Origin of the sequence: Streptomyces sp. NPDC051109, from assembly GCF_044455885.1 — a bacterium.
Taxonomy (GTDB): domain Bacteria; phylum Actinomycetota; class Actinomycetes; order Streptomycetales; family Streptomycetaceae; genus Streptomyces.
In genome coordinates, this window is record NZ_JBITFF010000006.1 from 128,721 (window position 1) to 152,244 (window position 23,524).

A 23,524-nucleotide genomic window follows, 5' to 3' on the forward strand; every position below is an offset into this window, starting at 1 on the left:
TCTGGATCGTGTTACGGTCGCTGAGGCAACCGGTTCTCTGCGGCTTTCGGGCCGGATCGGGTGCCCTGTACTGACGGCGCTACGCAAGGAGGTGTTCGGGATGAGTCCCGATCGAAGTCTTTGCAGCGCTCTCGCCGGCTGACCTGATCGGCTGATCTTTCCCTGAGTGCGCACGGCCGCGGTACACCGCGGTACGGCTGCGGCACACCGCTGCCCCGTGCGGTTCTGCATTCCTTCCTTCTTCCTCCCCCTCCCTTTCCTTCCGCATGCCCCGGCGCTTGTTCCGGGCGTGCGCCATCCATGCCTCTCGGCGTGCCCGGCGGCGGTCAGCGCCGCCTCGCGCCGACCCGTGATCACTCCACGTGACCGTGCGGCTTCGCGCTGCCCGGACGCGGTGGAGGGAGGTATTCGTCATGACCATGCTCACTCCCCGTACCCCCGCCAAGCTCGCACCGCCGGGCAAGGGCCGCCGCGAGCGCAAGGCCGCCGAGCTGGAGAGCCGCACACGGCTCGCCGGCGAGCAGCTCACCGGATTCAGCACCCGCCCGGGCGTCCAGGTCCTCCAGGAGCTCGGCGCCACCCGCAGCGGCCTCACGCACGCCGAGGCGGCCCTGCGCCTGGAGCGGCACGGCGCCAACACCGTCGCCCACGATCGCGCCCCGCGCTGGTGGGTGCAGCTGGCGAAGGCGTTCCGGAACCCCTTCATCGCCGTCCTCGTATTCCTCGCCGCCGTCATGTGGTGGCAGGACCCGGCCGATCCGGGCGTCGTCATCCTCTCCGTGATGGTGGGGATCAGCGGACTGCTGCGCTTCTGGCAGGAGTTCCGCTCCGGCCGGGCCGCCGACGCGCTGAAGAAGCTCGTCACCACCACCTGCGCGGTGCAGCGCCGGGCCGGCAGCGGTTCGGCGCCCACCACCTTCGAGGTGCCCATGGACCAGGTGGTCCCGGGCGACGTGGTGAAGCTGGCCGCCGGCGACCTGATCCCGGCCGACCTGCGGCTCATCACCTCCAAGGACCTGATGGTCAGCCAGGCCGCGCTGTCCGGCGAGTCCCTGCCGGTCGCGAAGGCCGACGCTCCGCCCCGCTCCGCCGGGGGGACCCCCGTGGAGGACCTCGGCCAGTTCGAGACCGCCGACCCGGTCGAGGCCGACAACCTCTGCCTGATGGGGACTTCGGTCACCTCCGGCACCGCCACCGGCGTGGTCGTCGCCACCGGCGCCGACACCTACTTCGGCTCGATGGCCGGCTCCCTGGTCGGCGAGCGCCCGCAGACCAACTTCGACAACGGCGTGCGCAAGGTCAGCTTCCTGCTGATCCGCTTCATGCTGGTCATGGTCCCGGTCGTGTTCGCGATCAACGGCCTCACCAAGGGCGACTGGGACGAGGCCTTCCTCTTCGGCATCGCCGTCGCCGTCGGCCTGACCCCCGAGATGCTGCCGATGGTCGTCTCCGCCAACCTGGCGCGCGGCGCCGTCGCCATGTCGCAGCGCAAGGTCGTCGTCAAGCGGCTCAACGCGATCCAGAACCTGGGCGCGATGGACGTGCTGTGCACGGACAAGACCGGCACCCTCACCGAGGACCGGATCGTCCTGGACCGCTACCTGGACGTGCACGGCAACGAGGACAACGAGGTCCTGGAGTACGGCTACCTCAACTCGCACTTCCAGACCGGCCTGAAGAACCTGATGGACCAGGCGGTCGTCAACCGCGTGGACGAGGCCGAGGAGGTTGTCGTCGATGCACGGTTCTCCATGGTCGACGAGATCCCCTTCGACTTCGCCCGCCGCCGGATGTCCGTGGTCCTGCGCCGCAACAGCATCGTCGGCGGCCTCGGCCGCCCCGAGCACGTCGTGATCACCAAGGGTGCGGTGGAGGAGGTCCTGGACCTCTGCACCCACGTGCGCGACCGCGGCGAGCAGGTCCGGCTCACGGACCAGCTGCGCAGCCACGTCACCCGCATCGCCGAGGAGAACAACCGCCAGGGCCTGCGCGTCCTCGCCGTCGCCACGCGCACCATGGACACCCCGCGCGAGACCTACTCCGTCGCGGACGAGGAGCAGCTGACCCTGGTCGGCTTCCTCGCCTTCCTCGACCCGCCGAAGGCCGACGCCGCCCGGGCCCTGCAGGCCCTGGCCGACAAGGGCATCGCGGTCAAGGTCGTCACCGGCGACAACGACCTCGTGGCCGCCCGGGTCTGCGCGGACGTCGGCCTCGACGTCGGGCACGTGGTGCTCGGCACCGAGATCGACGCCCTCGACGACACGGCGCTGCGCGCGCTGGCCGCACGTACGACGGTCTTCGCCAAGGTCAACCCCGTCCAGAAGGCCAGGATCGTACGGGCCCTGCAGGCCGACGGGCGCACCGTCGGCTTCCTCGGGGACGGCATCAACGACGCCGCCGCGCTGCGCGACGCCGATGTCGGCATCTCCGTCGACACCGCGGTCGACATCGCCAAGGAGTCGGCGGACATCATCCTGCTGGAGAAGGACCTGACCGTCCTGGAGCAGGGCGTGATCCAGGGCCGGACCACGTTCGGCAACACGATCAAGTACATCAAGATGACCGCGTCCTCGAACTTCGGCAACGTGTTCTCGGTCCTGGTGGCGAGCGCGTTCATCCCGTTCCAGCCGATGCTCGCGATCATGCTGCTGGTGCAGAACCTGGTCTACGACATCGCGCAGCTGGCGACGCCGTGGGACCGGATGGACGAGGAGTACCTGCGCAAGCCCCGCAACTGGGACGCCAAGGGCATCGGCCGGTTCATGGTCTGCATCGGCCCGATCAGCTCGATCTTCGACATCGCGATGTTCGTGGTCATGTGGAACGTGTTCGGGGCCGACAGCGAGGCGCACCAGGCGCTGTTCCAGTCCGGCTGGTTCATCGAGGGCCTGCTCTCGCAGACCCTGATCGTCCACATGATCCGCACCCGGAAGATCCCCTTCGTCCAGTCCCGCGCCTCCTGGCCGGTGATGGTGATGACCGTCCTCGCGGTGCTGACCGGGCTGTACCTGCCCTTCTCGCCGCTGGCCGGCTCGCTGGGCTTCGTGGCCCTGCCGGCGAGCTACTTCCCGTGGCTGATCGGCGTGCTGCTGGCGTACTGCACGCTCACGCAGCTCCTGAAGACCCTGTACATCCGCAAGTTCGGCACCTGGCTGTAAGGCCCGGCGGAAGTCCGGAGGAGGGAGGAGCCGGTGCTGCTCGACGAATGGGAGATGGCCGGGCACCTGGCCGCCGCGCTCGGCTTCGGTGCGGCGATCGGCCTGGAGCGGCAGTGGCGCGCCCGGCTGGCCGGACTGCGGACGAACGCCCTGGTGGCGGGCGGGGCGGCGCTGTTCGTGCTGCTCTCGCAGTACGGGTTCATCGGCGCCGTCTCGCAGGTGCAGTACGACGGCTCCCGGGTCGCCGCCCAGATCGTCTCGGGCATCGGCTTCCTGGGCGCCGGCGTGATCATGCGAGACGGGCTGAGCGTACGGGGCCTGAACACGGCCGCCACGCTGTGGTGTTCGGCGGCCGTGGGCTGCCTGGCCGGCACCGGGATGTTCGTCCTGGCGGCCTTCGGCACGGCGGGCGTGGTGGGGGCCAACCTCCTGCTCCGCCCGCTGGGCCGGCGTCTGGACCGCGAGCCGCGCGGCGGTGCGGAGGTGGCCACCGATTTCCACTTCGAGGCCGTGTGCCTGGAGGCGGAGGAGGCCCACATCCGCCACCGGCTCGTCGACGCGCTCGGCCGGCCCGGCTACACGCTGCGCTCGATCCGCAGCCAGGACGGCCCGGAGGCCGGCCTGGTGACGGTGTCGGCGCTGCTGACCGCCGAGGGGGCGGCGGGGGGCCGGATGCTGGAGGAAGCGGTCAGCAACCTCTCGCTCGACCCGTCCGTCTCGGCGGTCAGCTGGTCGGTGGTGCCCGACCCGTCGGTTTCCGCTACTTGAGGGTGGCCGAGGTCAGGCCGGCCTGGATCTGCCGCTGGAAGGACAGGTAGACCACCAGCATCGGGATCATCGCGATGGTCACGCCGGCGAACAGCACCGGCAGGTCCGTCTCGTACCCCATCTGGTACTGCAGCTGGATCAGGCCCTGGGTGAGCATGTAGCGCTCGGGGTCCGATCCGGTCTGCGGCTGCATCAGCACGGAGGGCAGGATGTACTGGTTCCACTGGCCCAGGACATTGAATATCCCGACGCTGATCAGGCCGGGCTTGGCCATCGGCAGCATCACCTGGAAGAAGATCCGGGTGTCGGAGGCCCCGTCGATCACCGCCGCCTCGTGCACGGCCGTCGGCAGCGTGCGGAAGAACGAGTGCATGAAGAAGACGGTGAACGGCATCGAGTAGGCCACGTAGACCAGGATCAGACCCTGGTACGTGTTGAGCATGTCCAGGCGCTTGACCATGAAGAACAGCGGGACGAGCGCCAGGAAGACGGGGAACATGGCCCCGCTGACGAAGAAGTAGTAGAAGAGCCGGTTCCCCGGGAACGGGTAGCGGGCCAGTACGTACGCCGCCATCGAGCCCAGCAGCATGGTCAGCGGGACCGAGAACACCATCACGATCAGCGTGTGGGCGAAGTAGTCGCCGATGCCCTTGTCCCAGGCCCGGGAGAAGGCGTCGAGGTGCCAGTTGGAGGGCCAGCTGAGGGCCGAGCCGCCGATCTGGGAGTCGGTCTTGAACGAGCCGAGCGCCAGCCAGATCAGGGGCAGGACGATCAGTATGGCCCAGACGGCGAGGAACCCGTGGGAGAAGACGTTGAGCACCATGCCGTCGGAGCCGCTCTTCGCGCCCTCCTTGGGGCGGCCGCTGCCGCCGGACCGCTCGGCCGAGGCCTCGCCCGGTGCCTTGATCACTGTGGGCTGTGCACTCATCGTGGGACCCCTCTCAGAACTCGATGCGCTCGCGGCGCGTGGCGCGCAGCGTGACGACGGAGAGGATCATGGTCAGGACGAGCATGACCACGCCCATGGCGCAGGCGTAGCCGCTCTTGCCGAAGTAGAGGAAGTTGCGCATCAGCACCGTGGCCATGACCTCGCTGTGGTGGTCGGGCCCGCCGCCGAACTGGCCGGACGTCATGGTCGACACCAGCACGAACATGTCCATGGCGGCGATGCCCAGGTAGACCGCCGAGGTCTGTACGGAGTCCCACAGCAGGGGCAGGGTGACCTTGAGGAAGGTCTGGGCGCGCCCGGCTCCGTCGAGCAGGGCGGCCTCGTAGATGTCCTTGGGTACGGACTGCATGGCGGCCGAGAAGAGGACCAGGTAGAAGCCGACTCCGTGCCAGACCACCACCAGGAGCAGGCACCACAGCACGAGGTTCGGCTGGTTGAGCCATTCGACGGGGTGGGCCGGATCCACCAGGCCCAGCTTGGTGAGGAATCCGTTCAGCAGCCCGCCCTCGTCGCTGCGGTACACCGCGCCGAACAGCACGGCGAGGATGGCCAGCGACAGGACCTGCGGGAAGAAGTAGACGATCTTGTAGACGGAGGAGCCGCGGACGCCCCGCACCCCGCCCGCCCCGCTGCGCCCTCCTGCGTTCACCATGAAGGCGAAGAAGAGGGCCAGCAGGATGGTGACGGTCGGGACGAACACGAGGAGCAGCAGGTTGTGCCACAGGGCTCCGCGGAAGACCTCGTCCTTCATCAGCGCGGAGTAGTTGTCCAGGCCGACGAAGTCGAACGTGGGCGACTGTCCGGACCAGTTGGTGAAGGAGTAGCCGAACGTCTGAATGTACGGCCAGATGACGAAAGTCAGGTACAGCGCGAGCGGCAGGATGAGGAAGCCGGCGATGAAGCCGATCCTTCCCCTGCCCTGGGCTACTTGGCTCATGGTGTCCGTCCCTTGGACGATGTCAGCTGCGGTGGTTGTTCTTGGCGTTCGGGTCCTTGGCAGCCTTGTCTACCGCAGCCTGGGCCCGCTTGATCCATTCCTTTGGCTGGATCCGCTTGGCCATCAGCTCATTGGACGCGTTCTGGATCTCGGTGTCCATCTCGCTGTACCAGTCGGGGTACAGGTAGTTGAAGGTGTTCGCCCCGGCCGTCTTGACGGCCGCGACCGCCGACGCCGTGCCCGGGCGCAGCTTGACGTTCGGGTCGACGCCGTCCTTGACCACGGTGAGGGAGTTGGCCTGCTGGGCGAAGAGGGTCGACCATTCGCGCGACAGCATCGATCGGAGGAACTCCAGGCCGCCGGCCTTGTTGGCGGCCTTCTCGGGGACGATGAAGGGCTCGCCGGCGCCGGCCCGGATGGCCTCGAAGGGCAGTTTGCTGTCGGCGAGCGTCGGCACCGGCAGGAACTTCATGTCGAAGTCGTCCGGGGTCTGCTTGAGCTGCTCGTTCTCCAGCCAGGAGCCGGAGGGGATGAAGGCCGCCTTGTACTGGTTCCACGCGGTCTGGGACTCCGTGTGGGTGAGGCCGTTGGTGCCGGCCATCAGCAGGTCCTTCTCGACGACCTCGTAGACCGCCTCGACGGCGGCGAGGGCGGCGGGGTTGCCCTCGAAGGCGTTCGGCTCCAGGTTGTCGATCGCCTTCATGGCCTCCAGACCGCCCTTCTTGGCGATCAGGTCCATGATGACGACATTGATGTAGTACGGGTACTTGCCCTGGTGGGCGAGGCCGCCGATGCCTGCGGCCTTGGCCTTGGTGCAGATGTCGAGGAACTCGTCCCAGGTCTTCGGCTCGGCCCAGCCCTTCTCCTTGAAGAGCTTGCCCGAGTACCAGAAGCCGAACACGGTGTAGACGTAGTAGAGGGCGACGAACTTTCCGCCTTGGGTGCCCTGTTCGACGGTGCCGGGGATCAGCATGTCCCGGACCTTCTTGGCCGGGTCGTCGAGCGAGGGCGCGTCGAGCACCGGAGTGAGCTCGGCGAGCTGGCCGCCCTTGGCGAGGACGTCGACCTTGATCTGCTGGGCTCCCGAGTCGTCGATGACGTCCGGCGGGTTGCCTCCGTTGAAGCGGGGCTGGAGCTTGGCGGCGATCTCCTGGGTGCCCAGGTGGGAGCTGGTGGTGCCCCACTTCTTGTCGAAGGCGGCTTCCCAGGCCTTCGCGTAGTCGTCGCCGAACCCGCCCTTGAAGACGACGACGTCGAGCTTGCCGCCCTTGGCGACGCCGAACGGGTTCTCCTTGGTCACCGCGCCCTTGTCCGGCCCCTTCATAGTGTCCTCGCCGCCGGAGGCACAGGCGGACAGGAAGCTCATCGTGGGCACCGAGATCAGTCCCAGTGCCGCGGAGCGCTTGATCAGGTCACGGCGGCCGATGCCCTCACCAGTGGATCCCATGCTCATGTCCTCGCCTTCGTCAGAAGTGTGAAGGAAGCCGGGACTCGACGAATGCCCGTGGTCACCGCACATACGGACATCACCGCAGGTCCCCGCCGTCCCCCCGGTCCGGTGCCGCTCGTAGCGCGATGATCCGGACGAGGCACAGGTATAGTCCACTTCCGTTCATGTGAGCAAGATCATGCACACGGTTGTCCGTCAGCTTTTCCGAGTTGAGACCTCCCCGAAACCTGGCCCGGGCCGGAAAAAGCGGAAGGGCCGCACCCCCTTGACGGGGATACGGCCCTTTGGTGCCGCTACGGAGCTCAGCCTCGGATGAGGTTGCGGAGCACGTACTGCATGATGCCGCCGTTGCGGTAGTAGTCCGCCTCACCGGGGGTGTCGATGCGCACGACCGCGTCGAACTCCACGCCGGTGTCGGTGGTGACCTTGACGGTGCGCGGGGTGGTGCCGTTGTTCAGCTCCTCCACACCGGTGAAGGAGAAGGTCTCCTCGCCGGTGAGGCCCAGCGCGGCCGCCGAGGCGCCCTCCGGGAACTGCAGCGGGAGCACGCCCATGCCGATCAGGTTCGAGCGGTGGATGCGCTCGTAGGACTCGGCGATGACGGCCTTGACGCCGAGCAGCGCGGTGCCCTTGGCGGCCCAGTCGCGGGACGAGCCCGAGCCGTACTCCTTGCCCGCCAGGATGACCAGCGGGATGCCGGCGGCCTGGTAGTTCTGGGAGGCGTCGTAGATGAACGCGACCGGCGCGCCCTCGACGGTGAAGTCGCGGGTGAAGCCGCCCTCGGTGCCCGGCGCGATCTGGTTGCGCAGGCGGATGTTGGCGAACGTACCGCGGATCATGACCTCGTGGTTGCCGCGGCGGGAACCGTACGAGTTGAAGTCGCGGCGCTCGACGCCGTGCTCGGTGAGGTACTTGCCGGCCGGGGTGTCGGCCTTGATCGCACCGGCCGGGGAGATGTGGTCGGTGGTGACCGAGTCGCCCAGCTTCGCCAGCACGCGCGCGCCGGCGATGTCGGAGACCGGGGTGGTCTCCATCGTCATGCCCTCGAAGTAAGGGGGCTTGCGGACGTAGGTGGACTGCGGGTCCCACTCGAAGGTGTTGCCGGTGGGGATGGACAGCGCCTGCCACTGGGCGTCGCCCGCGAAGACGTCCTGGTAGGACTTGCTGAACATGTCCTCGCCGATGGCGTTCGCCACGACGTCGTTGACCTCGGCCTCGGACGGCCAGATGTCCTGGAGGAAGACCGGCTTGCCCTCGGTGTCGATGCCGATGGCGTCCTTGGTGATGTCCACCTTCATGGAGCCCGCGATGGCGTACGCGACGACCAGCGGCGGGGAGGCCAGGTAGTTCATCTTGACGTCGGGGTTGATCCGGCCCTCGAAGTTGCGGTTGCCGGAGAGCACCGAGGTGACCGCGAGGTCGTGCTCGTTGATCGCCTTCGAGATCTCCTCGTCCAGCGGACCGGAGTTGCCGATGCAGGTGGTGCAGCCGTACCCGACGAGGTTGAAGCCCATCTTGTCGAGGTACGGGGTCAGGCCGGCCTTGTCGAAGTAGTCGGTGACGACCTTCGAGCCCGGGGCCAGGGTGGTCTTGACCCACGGCTTGCGGGACAGGCCCTTCTCGACCGCCTTCTTGGCCACGAGCGCCGCGGCGACCATGACGTAGGGGTTCGAGGTGTTGGTGCAGGAGGTGATCGCGGCGACGGTGACGGCGCCGTGGTCGATCTCGAAGGAGGTGCCGTCGGCCAGGGTGACCTGGGTCGGGCGGGTCGGCACGCCGTTGACGGCGGCCGGGGCGTCGGACGCCGGGAAGGACTCCTTGCCGGCCTCCTCGTCCTCGCTGACGTAGTTGCGCACGTCCTGCGCGAACTGCTCGGCGGCGTTGGCCAGGACGATGCGGTCCTGCGGGCGCTTCGGGCCGGCGATGGAGGGGACGACCGTGGAGAGGTCGAGCTCCAGCTTCTCGGAGAAGTCCGGCTCGGCGGCCGGGTCCAGCCACAGGCCCTGCTCCTTGGCGTACGCCTCGACGAGCGCGACCTGCTGGGCGTCGCGGCCGGTCAGGCGCAGGTACTTCAGGGTCTCGTCGTCGATCGGGAAGATCGCGGCGGTGGAGCCGAACTCCGGCGACATGTTGCCGATGGTGGCGCGGTTCGCCAGCGAGGTGGCGGCGACGCCCTCGCCGTAGAACTCGACGAACTTGCCGACGACGCCGTGCTTGCGCAGCATCTCGGTGATGGTCAGCACCAGGTCGGTGGCGGTGGTGCCGGTCGGCAGCTCGCCCGTCAGCTTGAAGCCCACGACGCGCGGGATCAGCATGGAGACCGGCTGGCCGAGCATCGCGGCCTCGGCCTCGATGCCGCCGACGCCCCAGCCCAGCACGCCGAGGCCGTTGACCATGGTGGTGTGCGAGTCGGTGCCGACGAGGGTGTCGGGGTACGCCTGACCGTTGCGGACCATGACGGTGCGGGCCAGGTGCTCGATGTTGACCTGGTGGACGATGCCGGTGCCCGGGGGGACGACCTTGAAGTCGTCGAAGGCGGTCTGGCCCCAGCGCAGGAACTGGTAGCGCTCCTTGTTGCGGCCGTACTCCAGCTCGACGTTCTGCGCGAAGGCGTCCTTCGTGCCGAACTTGTCGGCGATGACCGAGTGGTCGATGACCATCTCGGCGGGCGAGAGCGGGTTGATCTTCGCCGGGTCGCCGCCGAGGGCCTTCACGGCCTCGCGCATGGTGGCGAGGTCCACGACGCAGGGGACGCCGGTGAAGTCCTGCATGATCACGCGGGCCGGCGTGAACTGGATCTCCTCGCTGGGCTGGGCCTGCGAGTCCCAGTTCCCGAGCGACCGGATGTGGTCGGCGGTGATGTTCGCGCCGTCCTCGGTGCGGAGCAGGTTCTCCAGCAGCACCTTCAGGCTGTAGGGAAGGCGGGCAGCGCCCTCAACCTTGTCCAGCCGGAAGATCTCGTACGACTCGTCGCCCACCTGCAGCGTGCTGCGGGCGTCGAAGCTGTTCGCCGACACGACAGTCTCCTTCATGCATGAAATTCGCGCGTATTACCGCAATCCTGCCGCCACGCCCTGTGGCCAATCCGCTAAGGTAAGGCTAAGTTAGGTGAGCCTTACCAGCAGGGGCGGCTGCGGTACGCCTTCGGCAGATATCTCGATGTCGAGATAACTCTAGTGCATTGCCGCGCCCTGGTCATGCACGGCATGGGCCAGATCACAGCGACGGCGTGCCGGCGGCCTTCCGCGGAGGCGTGCGCGACGACGTGCGCACGGTCAGCGCGGCGGGGACGGTCAGCTGGCCGGGTTCCGCCGCGTGCGGGGATTCGAGCAGCCCGACCAGCGCGGCGACGGCGCTCTCCCCGATCACCTCCGGGCGCAGGGTCACGGTGCTCACCGGCGGGTCTCCCGCCGCGTACGAGGGGTCCTCGCTCGCGCAGACGAGCAGCAGCTCGTGCGGTACCCGCAGCCCGTGCCGGGCGGCGGCGGCCAGCACCTGGCGGCCGCCGGGGTCGTACACGCAGTACACGGCGTCGGGGCGGGGGCGGCCGGACCCGGCGAACACGGGGTCGAAGGCGCGGCCCGGGGCGTCCTCGGGGTCGAAGGGGACCACCATCTGCTCCGTCCCGCGCTCCGCGCACCAGCGGGTGTAGGCCGCGGTGACGGCTCCGGTGTAGTACTCGCGGCCGAACGCCGAGTGCAGCGCGATCCGCTCGGCCCCGGCGGCCGCGAGGTGGTCGAGGACCTCGCGGGTGGTGGCCTCGTGGTCGTTGTCCACCCACACGTCCTCGGGCCGCGGCTCCGGGGGCCGGCCGTCGAAGACCACGGGCAGGCCGCGGGCCCGCAGCGCGCGGAGCACCGGATCGCCGGCCGGGCTGTCGAGGAGCAGCATCCCGTCGACGGCCAGGGTGTGCCACAGCGGCTCGGCGCCGCGGTCGGCGGGCAGCACGGTGAGGGCGTAGCCGCGGGTGTGGGCGGCCGCGGTGGCGGCGGTCAGCAGCCGGGAGAAGTAGGCGATCTCGACGTAGTTCCAGGCCGAGCCCGCGTACGTGGTGACGGCGAGGCCGAGCGTACGGGTGCGGGGGCCGCGGCGGGCGCTGTAGCCGAGGGCGGCCGCCACCTCGCGGACCCGGCGGCGGGTGGACTCGCCGACGCGGCCGGTGCCGCCCAGCGCGTGGGAGACGGTCGCGGTGGAGACCTCCGCGGCGCGCGCGATGTCGGCGATGGTCGGTCCGGGGCCGGGCACGGGGTCATCGTACGGACGGCGGTGCGGATTTCGTCGGCCGCGGCGGGTTCTGGTTAAGGGGTTAATCAAACAGTGTCCTGGCCACACCGACGTTTGGAGTGGCCATGACCTCTGCTTCCTTCTCTTCCCCCCTGTCCCGGCGGGGCCTTCTCGGGGCCGTCGGGGCGGCGGGTGCGGCCGGTCTGCTGGGCGCGGGGCCCGCGGCCGCGGCCGCCGCCTCCGGCGGGCGCGGCTCGGCCGCCCTGGTGATCCACAACGCCCGGGTGTTCACCGGGACCACGGGCGGCGGGGCGCCGGTGGAGGCGGTCGCGGTGGGCCGGGACGGGAAGATCCTGGCTGCCGGGAGCGGTTCGGCGGTGCGCCGGCACGTCGGGCGGGACACCGAGGTCGTCGACGCCCGCGGGAACACCGTGATGAGCGGCATCCACGACGGCCACGTGCACCCGCTGGGCGCCGGCGACCGGTCCCTGCGCCCCTCCCTGGAGGGGGCGGAGACCACGCTGCCCGAGCTGCTGGAGCTGCTGGCCGGCTTCCTCGCCGACACCGGCGGCGCGGGCGCGGAGCCGGACCGCTGGCTGGTGGTGGAGGACTGGAATCCGGTCGGGCTGCTGCCGACCGGGAGCGTGCCGCACCACTCGGTGCTGGACGCGCTGGCGACCCGCAGGCCGGTCGCTCTGGTCGGCGGCGACGGGCACAACCTCTGGGTGAACCGGCGGGCCCTGGACATCGCCGGGATCACGGCCGCCACCCCGGACCCGGTCGGCGGCCGGATCGTGAAGGGGCCGGACGGGCAGCCGACGGGCGTCCTGAAGGACGACGCGCAGGACCTGGTGAAGCGGCACATTCCGGAGCCCTCCCGGGCCGAACTGGTCGCGGCCTGCGCGAAGGTGCTGGAGCTGGCGGCGGCGTCCGGGGTCACCACGATGATGGACGCCCTGGTCGGGCGGCACGAGCTGGAGCTCTACCAGGCCTTGGCGGCGGCGGGGAAGCTGCCGCAGCGGATCGTGCCGGCGATCCGTCTCGACGCCGGCCAGACCAAGGACCCGGCGGCCGCGCTGGCGTACGCGCGCGGGCTGCGCAAGGAGTTCGAGGGGGTACGGGGGCTGCGGTTCGGGATGGTCAAGGTGTTCCTGGACGGGGTCATCGAGTACCCGGCGCAGACGGCCGCGCTGCTGGAGCCGTACCTGGACGGGAACGGGAAGCCGACGGCGAACCGGGGCGAGCTCTACACCTCGGCGGCCGACTACGGCCGGCTGACGGCGGCGTTCAACAAGGCCGGCTGGCAGCTGCACGCCCACGGGCTCGGAGACCGGGCGGTTCGCACCGCTTTGGACGGGTACGCGTACGCCCACCGGGTGACGGGGCAGCGGGACGCGCGCAACGCCGTCGCCCACCTGCAGATCGTGGACCCGGCGGATCTGCGGCGGTTCGCGCAGCTGGGCGTCGCGGCCTGCATGCAGCTCCAGTGGGCGGCGCAGGACACCTGGACGATGGATGCGCTGCTTCCGTACATCGGTCCGGAGCGCCACCGGTGGATGTACCCGGCGCGCAGCCTGGAGCGTGCGGGGGCCCGGCTGACCGGCGGCTCGGACTGGCCGGTGGACGCGCTCCAGGTGTGGAACCAGCTGCGGACCGCGATCGACCGGCAGGGCGCGGACGGGACGGGCGAGCTGTACCGGGAGCTGGAGGGGCTGAGCCGGAACTCGGTGCTGCGGATGCACACGGCCGGGACGGCGTGGCAGCTGAGGCAGGAGGGGCTGACGGGGACGGTGGAGCCGGGCAAGGCGGCTGACCTGGTGCTGCTGGACCGGGATGTGACCCGCTGTCCGGTGGCCGACATCAGCGGGACCGGCGTACGGATGACCCTGGTCGGCGGCCGGGTGGTGCACGACGCGGAGTCGGCGGCGGGCCGCGCCGCGGCGGCCCGGGCGGCCCGCGCGGGGTCCGGACCGCGCCCGGCGGCGTACGCGGCGGTGCACGGCGGCCGCCATCACGCGTGCGGCCACTGACCGGCACGATGGGCCGGATGTCCGTAATAGGAGTGATGCGTTGAGCGGGCGGGTGGATCTGACGGTCGGTAACACCCGTCTGCCACGTCCGACGCAGGGGTCATCTCATATCTGAGATACGGTGCACCCATGGCAGACGACTACCTCGTACGCATCGGCAAGCTCATCCGTGACGCCCGGCAGCACCGGGGCTGGACGCAGAGTCAACTCGCGGATGCACTGGGCACCAGCCAGAGCGCCGTGAACCGGATCGAGCGCGGCAATCAGAACATCAGCCTTGAGATGATCGCCCGAATCGGTGAAGCTCTCGACAGCGAGATCGTCTCTCTGGGCTACGCCGGCCCGATGCACCTGCGGGTCGTCGGCGGCCGCCGGCTGTCCGGCGCCATCGACGTCAAGACGAGCAAGAACGCCTGCGTGGCACTGCTGTGCGCCTCGCTGCTCAACAAGGGCCGTACGGTGCTGCGCCGGGTCGCCCGCATCGAGGAGGTCTACCGACTCCTCGAAGTCCTGAACTCCATCGGTGTCCGCACCCGCTGGATCAACGAGGGCGTGGACCTGGAGATCGTCCCGCCGGCCCGCCTCGACATGGACGCCATGGACGCGGACGCGGCCCGGCGCACCCGGAGCATCATCATGTTCCTGGGCCCGCTGCTGCACCGGATGGACCAGTTCCGCCTGCCGTACGCCGGCGGCTGCGACCTCGGCACCCGCACCATCGAGCCGCACATGATCGCCCTGCGCCGCTTCGGCCTGGACATCACGGCGACCGAGGGCATCTACCACGCGAAGGTCGAGGCGGGGGTCTCCCCCGGCCGCCCGATCGTGCTGACCGAGCGCGGGGACACGGTCACCGAGAACGCGCTGCTGGCCGCCGCGCGGCACGACGGCGCCACCGTCATCCGCAACGCCTCCTCCAACTACATGGTCCAGGACCTGTGCTTCTTCCTGGAGGCGCTCGGCGTACGGGTGGACGGCATCGGCACGACCACGCTGACCGTCCACGGCATCCCGAACATCGACGTGGACGTGGACTACTCCCCCTCCGAGGACCCGGTCGAGGCGATGAGCCTGGTCGCCGCCGCGGTGGTCACCGAGTCGGAGCTGACGATCCGCCGGGTCCCGATCGAGTTCATGGAGATCGAGCTCGCGGTACTGGAGGAGATGGGCCTCGACCACGACCGCTCCGCGGAGTACACGGCGGACAACGGCCGCACCCGCCTGGTCGACCTGACGGTCCGCCCCTCGAAGCTCGAAGCCCCGATCGACAAGATCCACCCGATGCCGTTCCCCGGGCTGAACATCGACAACGTCCCCTTCTTCGCGGCCATCGCGGCGGCGGCCCAGGGCCAGACGCTGATCCACGACTGGGTGTACGACAACCGGGCCATCTACCTGACGGACCTCAACCGCCTCGGCGGCCGCCTCCAGCTCCTCGACCCCCACCGCGTCCTGGTCGAGGGCCCGACGCGCTGGCGCGCGGCGGAGATGATGTGCCCGCCGGCCCTCCGCCCGGCGGTGGTCGTCCTCCTGGCGATGATGGCGGCGGAAGGCACCTCGGTCCTGCGCAACGTCTACGTCATCAACCGCGGCTACGAAGAACTCGCGGAACGCCTCAACTCGGTGGGCGCCCAGATCGAGATCTTCCGCGACATCTGAACAGGCTCAAGCTCCAGAGGAAGCGGTGACCTGAGTGCCGCCCTGCGGGGCTGGCGCGTCGCCCCGCCGGTCGCGAGGACCGGCGGGGCAGTGCGTTCAGGGTCGGCTTCGCGGGAGCCCGTCGGACGGTGAGAGCAAGAAGAAGGAGGTGCGGTGACGCTCTATGACCCGGATGCCATTGTCTGGACCCTGGGAGTGCTCGTCCTGATCGTGCCCGTGCTGATCGTGGCGATACGTCAGTCCGGTGCGACCGCGCGCACCACGGCTCAGCTGGCTCGGGAGAGGGAATACCAGCGCCTCGCGGAACTGGCCCTCGCCACCCAGGAGCTGACGGAGCACGAGCTGGGTGAGATCACGGTTCGACTTGAGGAGATCAGGACTCGTGTGACGTCCGTGGAGCGATCTCTCAAGGAGATCGAGTAGGAGAAGGCCCTGGGCCACCGGGTGGACCGATCGGCCGGAGCGGTGAGCGACGGTCCGCTCTCGCAGCCTACGACAGTGACGGTCACTGCGTGGACGCGATGGCTTCCTCGTTCCTCGCGCCCGCACTGCTGCGCGATGTGCGCCACGGCAACCACGGCGGGAAGCGCTGGACCATCGCCTGGGGAAAGGTCCCCAGAGGCGTCGAGGACGTGCACGTCGCGTTCCGGCTTCCCCGGCGGGTCCATCCGGTTCCGCCGGTCATCGTCGCCGACCATGTCTGAGTGGCCGAGACCGTAGGCCGGTTCAAGCACGTCGCAGCGTTCGCGGACGGCTCTCCCTGGTGTCTTCGGGCGCAAGGAGCCTGAGCGCAGTCTCAGGCGACCTCCCATTCAGCCGTACTCCACAGCACAGCAGAGGAATAGCACTCTCATGACGACCAAGCCGAACGCCCTTCGTATCGCGGGCGGAGCGAAGAAGACCGCCCTGTGTGTGGTGGCCGCCACCACACTGCTGGCCGGTTGCTCCTCAGCACCCCCCAAGACCGGCGAGCAGTCGTACGAGGTCACGGAAAAGATCGCCTCGCTGCGCATCGACGACTACGCGGGCGGCATAGAGGTCGTCCCGGGTGGCGGCGACGTCGTCAAGGTGACCGAGAAGTACGAGTACGGCGACGGCCAGCCCAGGACCGAGCACTCGGTCAAGGGCGGGGAACTGGTGCTGAAGAGCAATGGCTGCGGCTCCGGCTCCGACAAGTGCGCGGTGAAGTACCACGTGGAGGTACCCGCCTCCGTGGCCACCCACCTCACCCTCGGCGGCGGCGAGATCAGCGTGCGCGGCCTGTCGGGGACCACGTACGCCAAGTCCGACGGTGGATCCGTACGGATCACGGACTCCTCCGCCAAGACGGTGACCGCTGCCGTCGACGGCGGTGACGTCTCCCTGCACTTCGTGGCGGCGCCCGACAAGGTGGACGCCGGCACGGACGGCGGTGACTCCACCGTCCGCCTGCCGGAGGGCGTCTACGACGTCGACGCCCAGACCGAGGGCGGCAGCCGCACGGTGGGCGTGAAGACCGACTCCGGTTCCCCGCACAAGATCAAGGCGCACACCGGCGGCGGCAACGTCAGCGTGCTGTTCGCGGGCTGACGCCCCCGGCCGCGTACGAAGGCTCAGGCGCCGGGAGCCCGCTGCGGCACGGAATCCGATTCCGTGCCGCGGCGGGTTCAACAGACCAGCGTCCCCATGGCCGCGAAGCGCTGCAGTTCGGGCGAGCGGCGCTGCGGGACGACCTCGCGCAAGGAGGCTCCCGCCTTCCCCGCCGGGGTCCCGTCCCGGCCCTCCGCACGGACGAACTCCCTGGCCAGCGCCCAGGTCAGCCGGTGCAGCCGGTAGGTACAGGGGAAGCCTGCGGCCACCTCGGCCATGTGGGAGGCGACGAGTTCGTCGACGGACCAGCTCCTCCAGTACGTGCTGCTGGTCGGCCAGCCGACCGGCCAGCCGGTCCAGGGCCCGGTGCGGCCGCGCGACGAGCCGCGCTCCGCTGACGCGCAGCGCGAGCGGGTGTCCGCCGCACAGCTGCGGGGCCGGCGCGTCGTCGCTCAGCACCGGGTGATGTGCGTCCTGCTGCAGCAGCCCGCCGGGGCCCACGAGCAGGTGGCGGTACTCCCGGTAGACCTCAAGTGCCTCGACTCGCCGTCCGCAGTGGTGCAACGCCTGCATCAGCTGCGCCCGTGGCCGCTCCCGGTGCGGATGCGCCATTGCTGGCGATACCCCGGACGCTGCCGGTCGCACGGATGCCCCGCACGGCGCTGGGGCCCGGATACCGCGAGGCCCTCGACCGGGACGACGACGGCATCGCCTGCGACACGTGGCCGGTCGCACACGGACGCCTGCCGAGCGGCTGGAATGCGTCGGTCGGCGGCGCCGTCGCAGCCGTCGCAGCCTTCGGACGTGCAGAATCGGGCCGTCGGTACGGTGTCGAGGGGGCGGCCATGGCAGTGGGAACACGGACGGACGGCGGAACCGGTGGTACGGAGGCTCCCGCGCTCGCGGGGATCCCGCTGCTCGGTTCCCTCTTCGACCTGAAATCGGACTCGCTCGGGACCTACTTGCGCGCCCAGCAGCGGCACGGCGACGTCGTACGGATAACGGCCGGGCCGCCCGGGCTGCGCGCCGAGCTCTACTGCGTCTTCTCCGCGGAGGGCGCGCAGCAGGTCCTGGCGGCGGAGTCGGCCAACTTCCGCAAGGACAACGCCTTCTACCAGGAACTCCGGGACTCCTTCGGGAACGGTCTGCTGACCAGCCAGGACGAGGACTACATGCGCCAGCGGCGGCTGGTGCAGCCGTTGTTCACCAAGCGCCGGGTGGACGGCTACGCCGGCGCCGTCGCCGCCGAGACCCGGGCCGTCGTCGAGGGCTGGGAGCGGGCCCCGGACTCGGTGATCGACGTCGGCGAGGAGATGATGCGGCTCGCCCTGCGCGCGGTCGCCCGCATCCTGTTCGGTACCGACGTGGAAGCCACCGTCGACGTCGTCGACCGGTGTTTTCCGGTCATCACGGAGTACGTGCTGCGCCGCGGCTACTCCCCCGCCAACATCCCGCGCAGCTGGCCCACTCCCGGAAACAAGCGGGCCGCCGCCGCGATGGACGAGCTGTACGCGGTCTGCGACAAGATCATCGCCGAGCGGCGCAGCGGGGCCGCGGCCCCGGGCGAGGACCTGCTGAGCCTGCTCGCCGCCGCCACGAGTACGGACGACGGGGAGTTCGACGCCGCCGAACTGCGCGACCAGGTACTGATCTTCCTACTCGCCGGGCACGAGACGACCGCCACCTCGCTCGCCTTCTCCCTGCACCTGCTGGCCCGCCACCCCGAGCAGCAGGCGCGGGCCCGCGAGGAGATCTCCCGCGTACTGGGCGACCGTACTCCGGAGGCCGCCGACCTGGACCGGCTCCCGTACCTCACGCAGGTCCTCAAGGAGGCGATGCGGCTCTACCCGGCGGCCCCGGTCATCGGCCGCGGCTCGGTCGCGGCCACCGAGGTCGGGGGCAGGACCATCCCCGAGGGCTCGGACGTGATCCTGGCCCCGTGGGTGACGCACCGCCACCCCCGCTACTGGCCGGACCCGGAGCGCTTCGATCCGGACCGCTTCACCCCGGAGGCGGAGGCCGGCCGCCCCCGCTACGCCTGGTTCCCGTTCGGGGGCGGCCCGCGCGCCTGCATCGGTCAGCACTTCTCGATGCTGGAGTCGGTGATCGCGCTGGCGATGGTCCTGCGGACCTGCGCGTTCGAGGCCGTGGACACCGAGGTGCCGGTCAGCGCCGGAATCACCCTGCGCGCGGACGGCCCGATCCGCTGCCGCATCCGGCACGTGACCCGATGACCCCGTCGACCCAGGGGACCCCGTTGACCACGTGACCACGTGACCACGTGACCCGCTAGACGGCGGCCGGCGTGTGGTGGTTGCCCTTGAGGCGTTCCAGGTCCGAGGGGCGGACCTGGATCGCGCACAGCGCGATGACCGCCGCGACCAGGGCGAAGCAGGCAGCGACGATGAACGCGGCGCTCACGCCGGAGGTGAGCACCTGGTCGCCCCACGGGTCCGGCAGCCGGCCGGTCCGCAGGAACTCGGCCTTCTGGGCCGGGTCGGCCTGGCTCAGGAAGGCCGGAACCTGGTCGTGCGCCTCGTTGCGGCTGGCCGTGCCGAAGACGGTGACCAGGATGGACAGGCCGAGCGAGCCGCCCACCTGCTGCGTCGTGTTGAGCAGGCCGGAGGCCGCGCCCGACTCCCGGTCGGCGACGTTGGACAGGGCCATCAGGGTCAGCGACACGAACTGCATGCCCATGCCGAGGCTGAACACGAGCATCGGCCCCAGGATGCTGCCGAGGTACGTGGAGTGGATGTCGGTCTGCGTCAGCCAGGCCAGGCCGGCCGCCGAGCACAGCGCGCCCGCCACCATGAAGGGCTTCGGCCCGAACTTCGGCAGCAGCTGGGAGGTGACGCCCGCGCCGACGGCGATGACCGCGCTCACCGGCAGGAAGGCGAGGCCCGCTTCCAGCGGGCTGAACCCCAGCACGTTCTGTACGAACAGGGTCAGGAAGAAGAACATGCCGAACATGGCGCAGGCGAGGAAGAGCATGATCCCGTAAGACCCGGCCCGGTTGCGGTCGGCGAACATGTGCAGTGGCGTGATCGGCTGTGGCGAACGCCGCTCGTTGAGGAAGAACAGCAGGAGCAGGACCACGGCCGCCCCGAAGGAACCGAGGGTGATCGGGTCGGTCCAGCCGTCCTGGGCGGCGCGGATGAAGCCGTAGACGAGCGCGACCATGCCCAGGGTGGACAGCAGTGCGCCGGCGAGGTCGAAGTGTCCGGGGTGGCGTTCGGACTCGCGGATGACGCGCCTGGCCATGAAGGCGATGGCCAGGGCGATCGGGACGTTGACGAAGAGCACCCAGCGCCAGCTGAGCCATTCGACGAGGACGCCGCCGGCCAGCAGTCCGATGGCGCCGCCGCCCGCCGAGACCGCGGCGAACACGCCGAACGCCCGGTTGCGGGCCGGGCCTTCACGGAAGGTGGTGGAGATCAGCGCCAGCGCGGTCGGGGAGGCGATGGCCGCTCCGACGCCCTGCAGGGCCCGGGCGCCCATCAGCTGGCCCTCGTTCTGCGCGAGTCCGCCCAGCATCGAGGCCAGGCCGAAGAGCAGCACGCCGGAGATGAACACGCGCTTGCGGCCGAGGATGTCGCCGGTGCGCCCGCCGAGCAGGAGCAGCCCGCCGAAGGTGAGCGTGTAGGCGTTGACGACCCAGGACAGGCTCTCGGTGGAGAAGCCGAGGGCCGTCTGGATGTGCGGGAGCGCGATGTTCACGATGGTGATGTCGAGGACGACCATGAGCTGGCAGGACGCGATGACGAACAGCGCGAGCCCGTTGCCGCTTCCTCGGACCTTGCCGTCGGTCCCGTTGCTGATCGGCCTTGCGTCTCCATCCACCTTTTCGACGCTAAACCTGGAGCGGGGGGTACACCACTCGAATGGCCTAGGCTGCATGACATGTACAGTGTGCCATTTCACATGACACACTACGGATCATGGATGACTTCCTCAGGCTCTCCGCGAGCACCGGCCGCTTCACGTACGGCGCCCCGCGCGCGTTCTCCTTCGGGGACGACGGCCGGCTGCTCTGGTTCCTCCGCTCCACCGGCCCCACCGACGCCTTCGACAGCCTCTGGGTCCTGGACACCGCCACCGGCGCCGAGACCCGGCTCGCCGACCCGCGCGAGCTGTCCCCCGAGCCGGGCGCCCTGCCGACCGCCGAGCGCCGGCTGCGGGAGCGGACCCGGCTCGTGGCCGCCGGAATCGGCTCGTACGCGCTCTCCGGGGACGGCCGCAGCGCGGTGTTCCCGCTGTACGGGCGGCTGTACCGGGTGGGTTACGAGGGGTCCGGCGAGGGCATCGGGAAGCCGGCCGAGGAGATCCCCGCCGCCGGACCCGCCCTCGATCCCCGCCTCAACGCCGACGGCTCCCGCACCGCGTACGTCACCGGCGACGCCCTGCACACCTCCCCCGGCGGCCGGATCAGCCCCGCCGACGGAGCCCGCTGGGGCCTCGCGGAGTTCGCCGCCGCCGAGGAGCTGGGCCGGGACCGGGGCCACTGGTGGTCCCCCGACGGGCAGACCCTGCTGGCCGCCCGCGTGGACGAATCCGCCCTCCAGCGCCGCCACTTCGCCGACCCCGCGCGTCCCGAGCTCCCGGCCGAGGACTTCGCGTACCCCGAGGCGGGCGGGCCCAACGCCGAGGTCCAGCTGTGGGTGCTCCGCCCGGACGGCGCCCCGGTCCGGCTCGACTGGGACGCGGCGGCGTACCCGTACGTCTCGGACGCGGACTGGGAATCGGAGACGGAGATCCTGCTGACCGTCCAGGACCGGCTCCAGCAGAACGTACTGCTGCTCACCGCCGACCCGGCCACCGGCCGTACCCGGGAGCTGTCACGTACCGCGCACCCCCACTGGGTCGACCCGCTGCTGCCCGGCACCCCGGCCCGGCTCGCCGACGGACGGATGCTCACCGCCGCCGACACCCCGGGCGGCGCCGCCCGCGGCCTCGCCCTCGACGGGGAGCTGCTGACCGGGAGCGGGATCCAGGTCCGCCGGGTGGCCGGGGTCCACCAGGGCCGGCTCCTCATCGAGGCCGGGCAGCGCGACCCCGCCGAGCAGCAGGTGCTGCTCCTCGACCCCGCGACCGGGGAGCTGACCCCGCTCGCCGACGGACCCGGCGTGCACGGCGTCCGGGCCGCGGCCGGGACGCTGCTGCTGACCAGCGCCGACGCCGACGGGATCCGGCGCGTCGTACGCACCGCCGACGGGCGCGAGTTCGTACCCGGCGATCTGTCCGCGCCGCTGCCGTACCGGGTGGTGCCGGTGCTGGAGCGGGTCACCGAGCACGGCATCCCCACCGCGCTCGTGCTCCCCCGCGGCCATGTCCCCGGCCGGCGGCTGCCCGTGCTGATGGACAGCTACGGCGGCCCCGGCTACCAGGACGTCTGCGCCGAGCCGCGCCGCTGGCAGCAGCGCCAGTGGTGGGCCGACCGGGGCTTCGCGGTGGTGACCGTAGACAACCGCGGGACGCCGTACGTCTCGCCCGGCTTCACCCACGCCATGTACCGCGGGTTCTCCGAAGTCACCCTGGACGACCAGGTCGCGGCCCTGCACGCACTCGCCGCCCGCCACGGCGACCTGGACCTCGGCCGGGTCGGGGTGCGCGGCTGGTCCTACGGCGGCTACCTCTCCGCGATGGCGGTGCTGCGCCGCCCGGACGTCTTCCACGCGGCGGCCGCCGGGGCCGCGCCGACGGACTTCCGCCACTACGACACGGCGTACACCGAGCGGTACCTGGGCCTCCCCCAGGACCACCCGGACGTCTACGAGCGGGACTCCCTGATCCCCGACGCCCCGCACCTGGCCCGGCCGCTGCTGCTGATCACGGGCCTGGCCGACGACAACGTCCACCCCTCGCACACCCTGCGCCTCTCGCAGGCACTGACTGACGCGGGGCGCCCCCACCAGCTCCTGGCCCTCCCCGGGGTCACGCACATGACCCCGAACGGCACCCGGGAGAAGATCACGGCGCTGGAACTGGAGTTCTTCCGCCGGGAACTCGCCTGATCCGCACGGCAGGTCCTAAGCGGCGGACAGCCCGGTCGCGAAGGCGAGGATGGCGGGCGCCGCCTCGTGCAGGCTGGCGAAGTGGCGGTGCACCCCGTCCACCGGGGACGGGGTGTTGACCCCCACACCGTCATGCCGGCCCGCAGCCCGGACTCCACTCCGGACGGGGCGTCCTCGATGACCAGGCAGTCCTGCGGCCCGGCGCCGAGGCGCTCCGCGGCCAGCAGGTAGGGGACCGGTGACGGCTTGCCCTCGGCCACGGCGCCGGCGTCGACGAGCACACCCGGAACCGGCAGTCCGGTCCGGGCGAACCGGCCGCGCACCCGGTGCGCGTAGTTCGATGTCACCAGGGCCCAGTACCCCGGGGTCAGGCCGGACAGCAGCTCGGGCGCGCCGGGGAAGGCGGCGTAGACACCGGAGCGGACGTCCTCGTCCTCCAGTTCGTGCAGCGCGGCCAGGCACGCCTGCGGGTCCTGCCCGGGCGCCACCTCCGCGAAAGTCTCCAGGGGGCGGGTCCGCAGCGCCACCCGGTGGACCTCCTCGGGGTCGAGTCCGTACCGCGCCGCCCACTGCGCCCAGACCCGGCGCTGATTGGCCACCGCGTCGATCAACGTGCCGTCGACGTCGAAGAGGACGAACTTCGCGGGGCCCGGACGGGTGGTTTCGCTGGTCACGCCGCGATCATTCCATCAGTGCGGCGGGGCGGGGACAGCGGGAGGGCCCCGCGCCGATCGTGTCGGCCCGGGGCCCTCCGTCTTCCCCTGGATCC

16 protein-coding genes and 2 pseudogenes are annotated in these 23,524 nt (G+C 70.5%); 9 read left to right on the forward strand and 9 right to left on the reverse strand.

From position 1 onward, the window contains the following. Positions 1-413: 413 nt before the first annotated feature. Positions 414-3,158, forward strand: coding sequence for a magnesium-translocating P-type ATPase (gene mgtA / locus ACIBAD_RS13755; protein ID WP_398906566.1), 2,745 nt, complete (start codon positions 414-416; stop codon positions 3,156-3,158). 33 nt (positions 3,159-3,191) lie between these two features. After that, complete coding sequence (locus tag ACIBAD_RS13760) at positions 3,192-3,926, forward strand: MgtC/SapB family protein (RefSeq protein ID WP_398906568.1); 735 nt, start codon at positions 3,192-3,194, stop codon at positions 3,924-3,926. On the opposite strand, the gene ACIBAD_RS13765 is transcribed toward ACIBAD_RS13760, so the two are convergent. The 5 genes from ACIBAD_RS13765 to ACIBAD_RS13785 all read right to left on the reverse strand — a co-directional run bounded on the left by ACIBAD_RS13765 (position 3,919) and on the right by ACIBAD_RS13785 (position 11,507). Next, a complete protein-coding gene (locus ACIBAD_RS13765; protein ID WP_134070350.1) occupies positions 3,919-4,854 on the reverse strand; it encodes a carbohydrate ABC transporter permease in 936 nt (311 codons plus the stop codon). The genes ACIBAD_RS13760 and ACIBAD_RS13765 overlap by 8 nt on opposite strands. Before the next feature lie 13 nt (positions 4,855-4,867). Then, the gene (locus ACIBAD_RS13770; RefSeq protein WP_134070352.1) at positions 4,868-5,812 is read right to left on the reverse strand and encodes a carbohydrate ABC transporter permease; all 945 of its coding nucleotides are present in this window, start codon (positions 5,810-5,812) and stop codon (positions 4,868-4,870) included. 22 nt (positions 5,813-5,834) lie between these two features. Beyond that, positions 5,835-7,259 (reverse strand): N-acetylglucosamine/diacetylchitobiose ABC transporter substrate-binding protein, encoded by a 1,425-nt coding sequence (ngcE, locus tag ACIBAD_RS13775; protein ID WP_398906571.1) that lies wholly within the window; start codon positions 7,257-7,259, stop codon positions 5,835-5,837. Positions 7,260-7,564: 305 nt separating this feature from the next. Continuing rightward, positions 7,565-10,294, reverse strand: a complete 2,730-nt coding sequence (gene acnA / locus ACIBAD_RS13780) for an aconitate hydratase AcnA (protein WP_398906573.1) — start codon at positions 10,292-10,294, stop codon at positions 7,565-7,567. A gap of 184 nt (positions 10,295-10,478) precedes the next feature. Beyond that, positions 10,479-11,507: a LacI family DNA-binding transcriptional regulator gene (locus ACIBAD_RS13785; protein WP_398906575.1), complete on the reverse strand. Its 1,029-nt coding sequence runs from the start codon at positions 11,505-11,507 to the stop codon at positions 10,479-10,481. Between the two features lie 104 nt (positions 11,508-11,611). Between ACIBAD_RS13785 and ACIBAD_RS13790 the strand changes: the two genes are divergently transcribed. The 5 genes from ACIBAD_RS13790 to ACIBAD_RS13810 all read left to right on the forward strand — a co-directional run bounded on the left by ACIBAD_RS13790 (position 11,612) and on the right by ACIBAD_RS13810 (position 16,744). Then, positions 11,612-13,516 (forward strand): amidohydrolase, encoded by a 1,905-nt coding sequence (locus ACIBAD_RS13790; protein WP_398906578.1) that lies wholly within the window; start codon positions 11,612-11,614, stop codon positions 13,514-13,516. Positions 13,517-13,645: 129 nt separating this feature from the next. After that, positions 13,646-15,175: a UDP-N-acetylglucosamine 1-carboxyvinyltransferase gene (locus ACIBAD_RS13795; RefSeq protein WP_134070360.1), complete on the forward strand. Its 1,530-nt coding sequence runs from the start codon at positions 13,646-13,648 to the stop codon at positions 15,173-15,175. A gap of 153 nt (positions 15,176-15,328) precedes the next feature. After that, positions 15,329-15,598: a hypothetical protein gene (locus tag ACIBAD_RS13800; RefSeq protein WP_398906581.1), complete on the forward strand. Its 270-nt coding sequence runs from the start codon at positions 15,329-15,331 to the stop codon at positions 15,596-15,598. An 89-nt stretch (positions 15,599-15,687) separates the two neighbouring features. After that, positions 15,688-15,879 carry a hypothetical protein gene (locus tag ACIBAD_RS13805; protein WP_134070362.1) on the forward strand — a complete coding sequence of 64 codons (192 nt, stop codon included), beginning with the start codon at positions 15,688-15,690 and terminating at the stop codon, positions 15,877-15,879. 148 nt (positions 15,880-16,027) lie between these two features. Beyond that, positions 16,028-16,744, forward strand: a complete 717-nt coding sequence (locus ACIBAD_RS13810; protein WP_166682030.1) for a DUF4097 family beta strand repeat-containing protein — start codon at positions 16,028-16,030, stop codon at positions 16,742-16,744. 77 nt (positions 16,745-16,821) lie between these two features. Here the strand turns inward: ACIBAD_RS13810 and ACIBAD_RS13815 are convergent, their stop codons facing one another. Both ACIBAD_RS13815 and ACIBAD_RS13820 read right to left on the reverse strand, forming a co-directional pair. Then, positions 16,822-17,022, reverse strand: coding sequence for a hypothetical protein (locus ACIBAD_RS13815; RefSeq protein WP_398906585.1), 201 nt, complete (start codon positions 17,020-17,022; stop codon positions 16,822-16,824). A 232-nt stretch (positions 17,023-17,254) separates the two neighbouring features. Next, positions 17,255-17,356 (reverse strand): annotated as a pseudogene (locus ACIBAD_RS13820) (BTAD domain-containing putative transcriptional regulator); the annotation flags it as partial. Positions 17,357-17,589: 233 nt separating this feature from the next. Here ACIBAD_RS13820 and ACIBAD_RS13825 point away from each other — a divergent pair. Next, the gene (locus tag ACIBAD_RS13825; RefSeq protein ID WP_134070364.1) at positions 17,590-18,978 is read left to right on the forward strand and encodes a cytochrome P450; all 1,389 of its coding nucleotides are present in this window, start codon (positions 17,590-17,592) and stop codon (positions 18,976-18,978) included. A gap of 55 nt (positions 18,979-19,033) precedes the next feature. Here the strand turns inward: ACIBAD_RS13825 and ACIBAD_RS13830 are convergent, their stop codons facing one another. Then, the gene (locus ACIBAD_RS13830) at positions 19,034-20,584 is read right to left on the reverse strand and encodes an MFS transporter (protein WP_398906589.1); all 1,551 of its coding nucleotides are present in this window, start codon (positions 20,582-20,584) and stop codon (positions 19,034-19,036) included. 98 nt (positions 20,585-20,682) lie between these two features. Between ACIBAD_RS13830 and ACIBAD_RS13835 the strand changes: the two genes are divergently transcribed. Then, positions 20,683-22,755: a prolyl oligopeptidase family serine peptidase gene (locus ACIBAD_RS13835; protein ID WP_134070368.1), complete on the forward strand. Its 2,073-nt coding sequence runs from the start codon at positions 20,683-20,685 to the stop codon at positions 22,753-22,755. A 15-nt stretch (positions 22,756-22,770) separates the two neighbouring features. Here the strand turns inward: ACIBAD_RS13835 and ACIBAD_RS13840 are convergent. Continuing rightward, positions 22,771-23,429: pseudogene (locus tag ACIBAD_RS13840) on the reverse strand (HAD family hydrolase). Between the last annotated feature and the right edge of the window lie 95 nt (positions 23,430-23,524).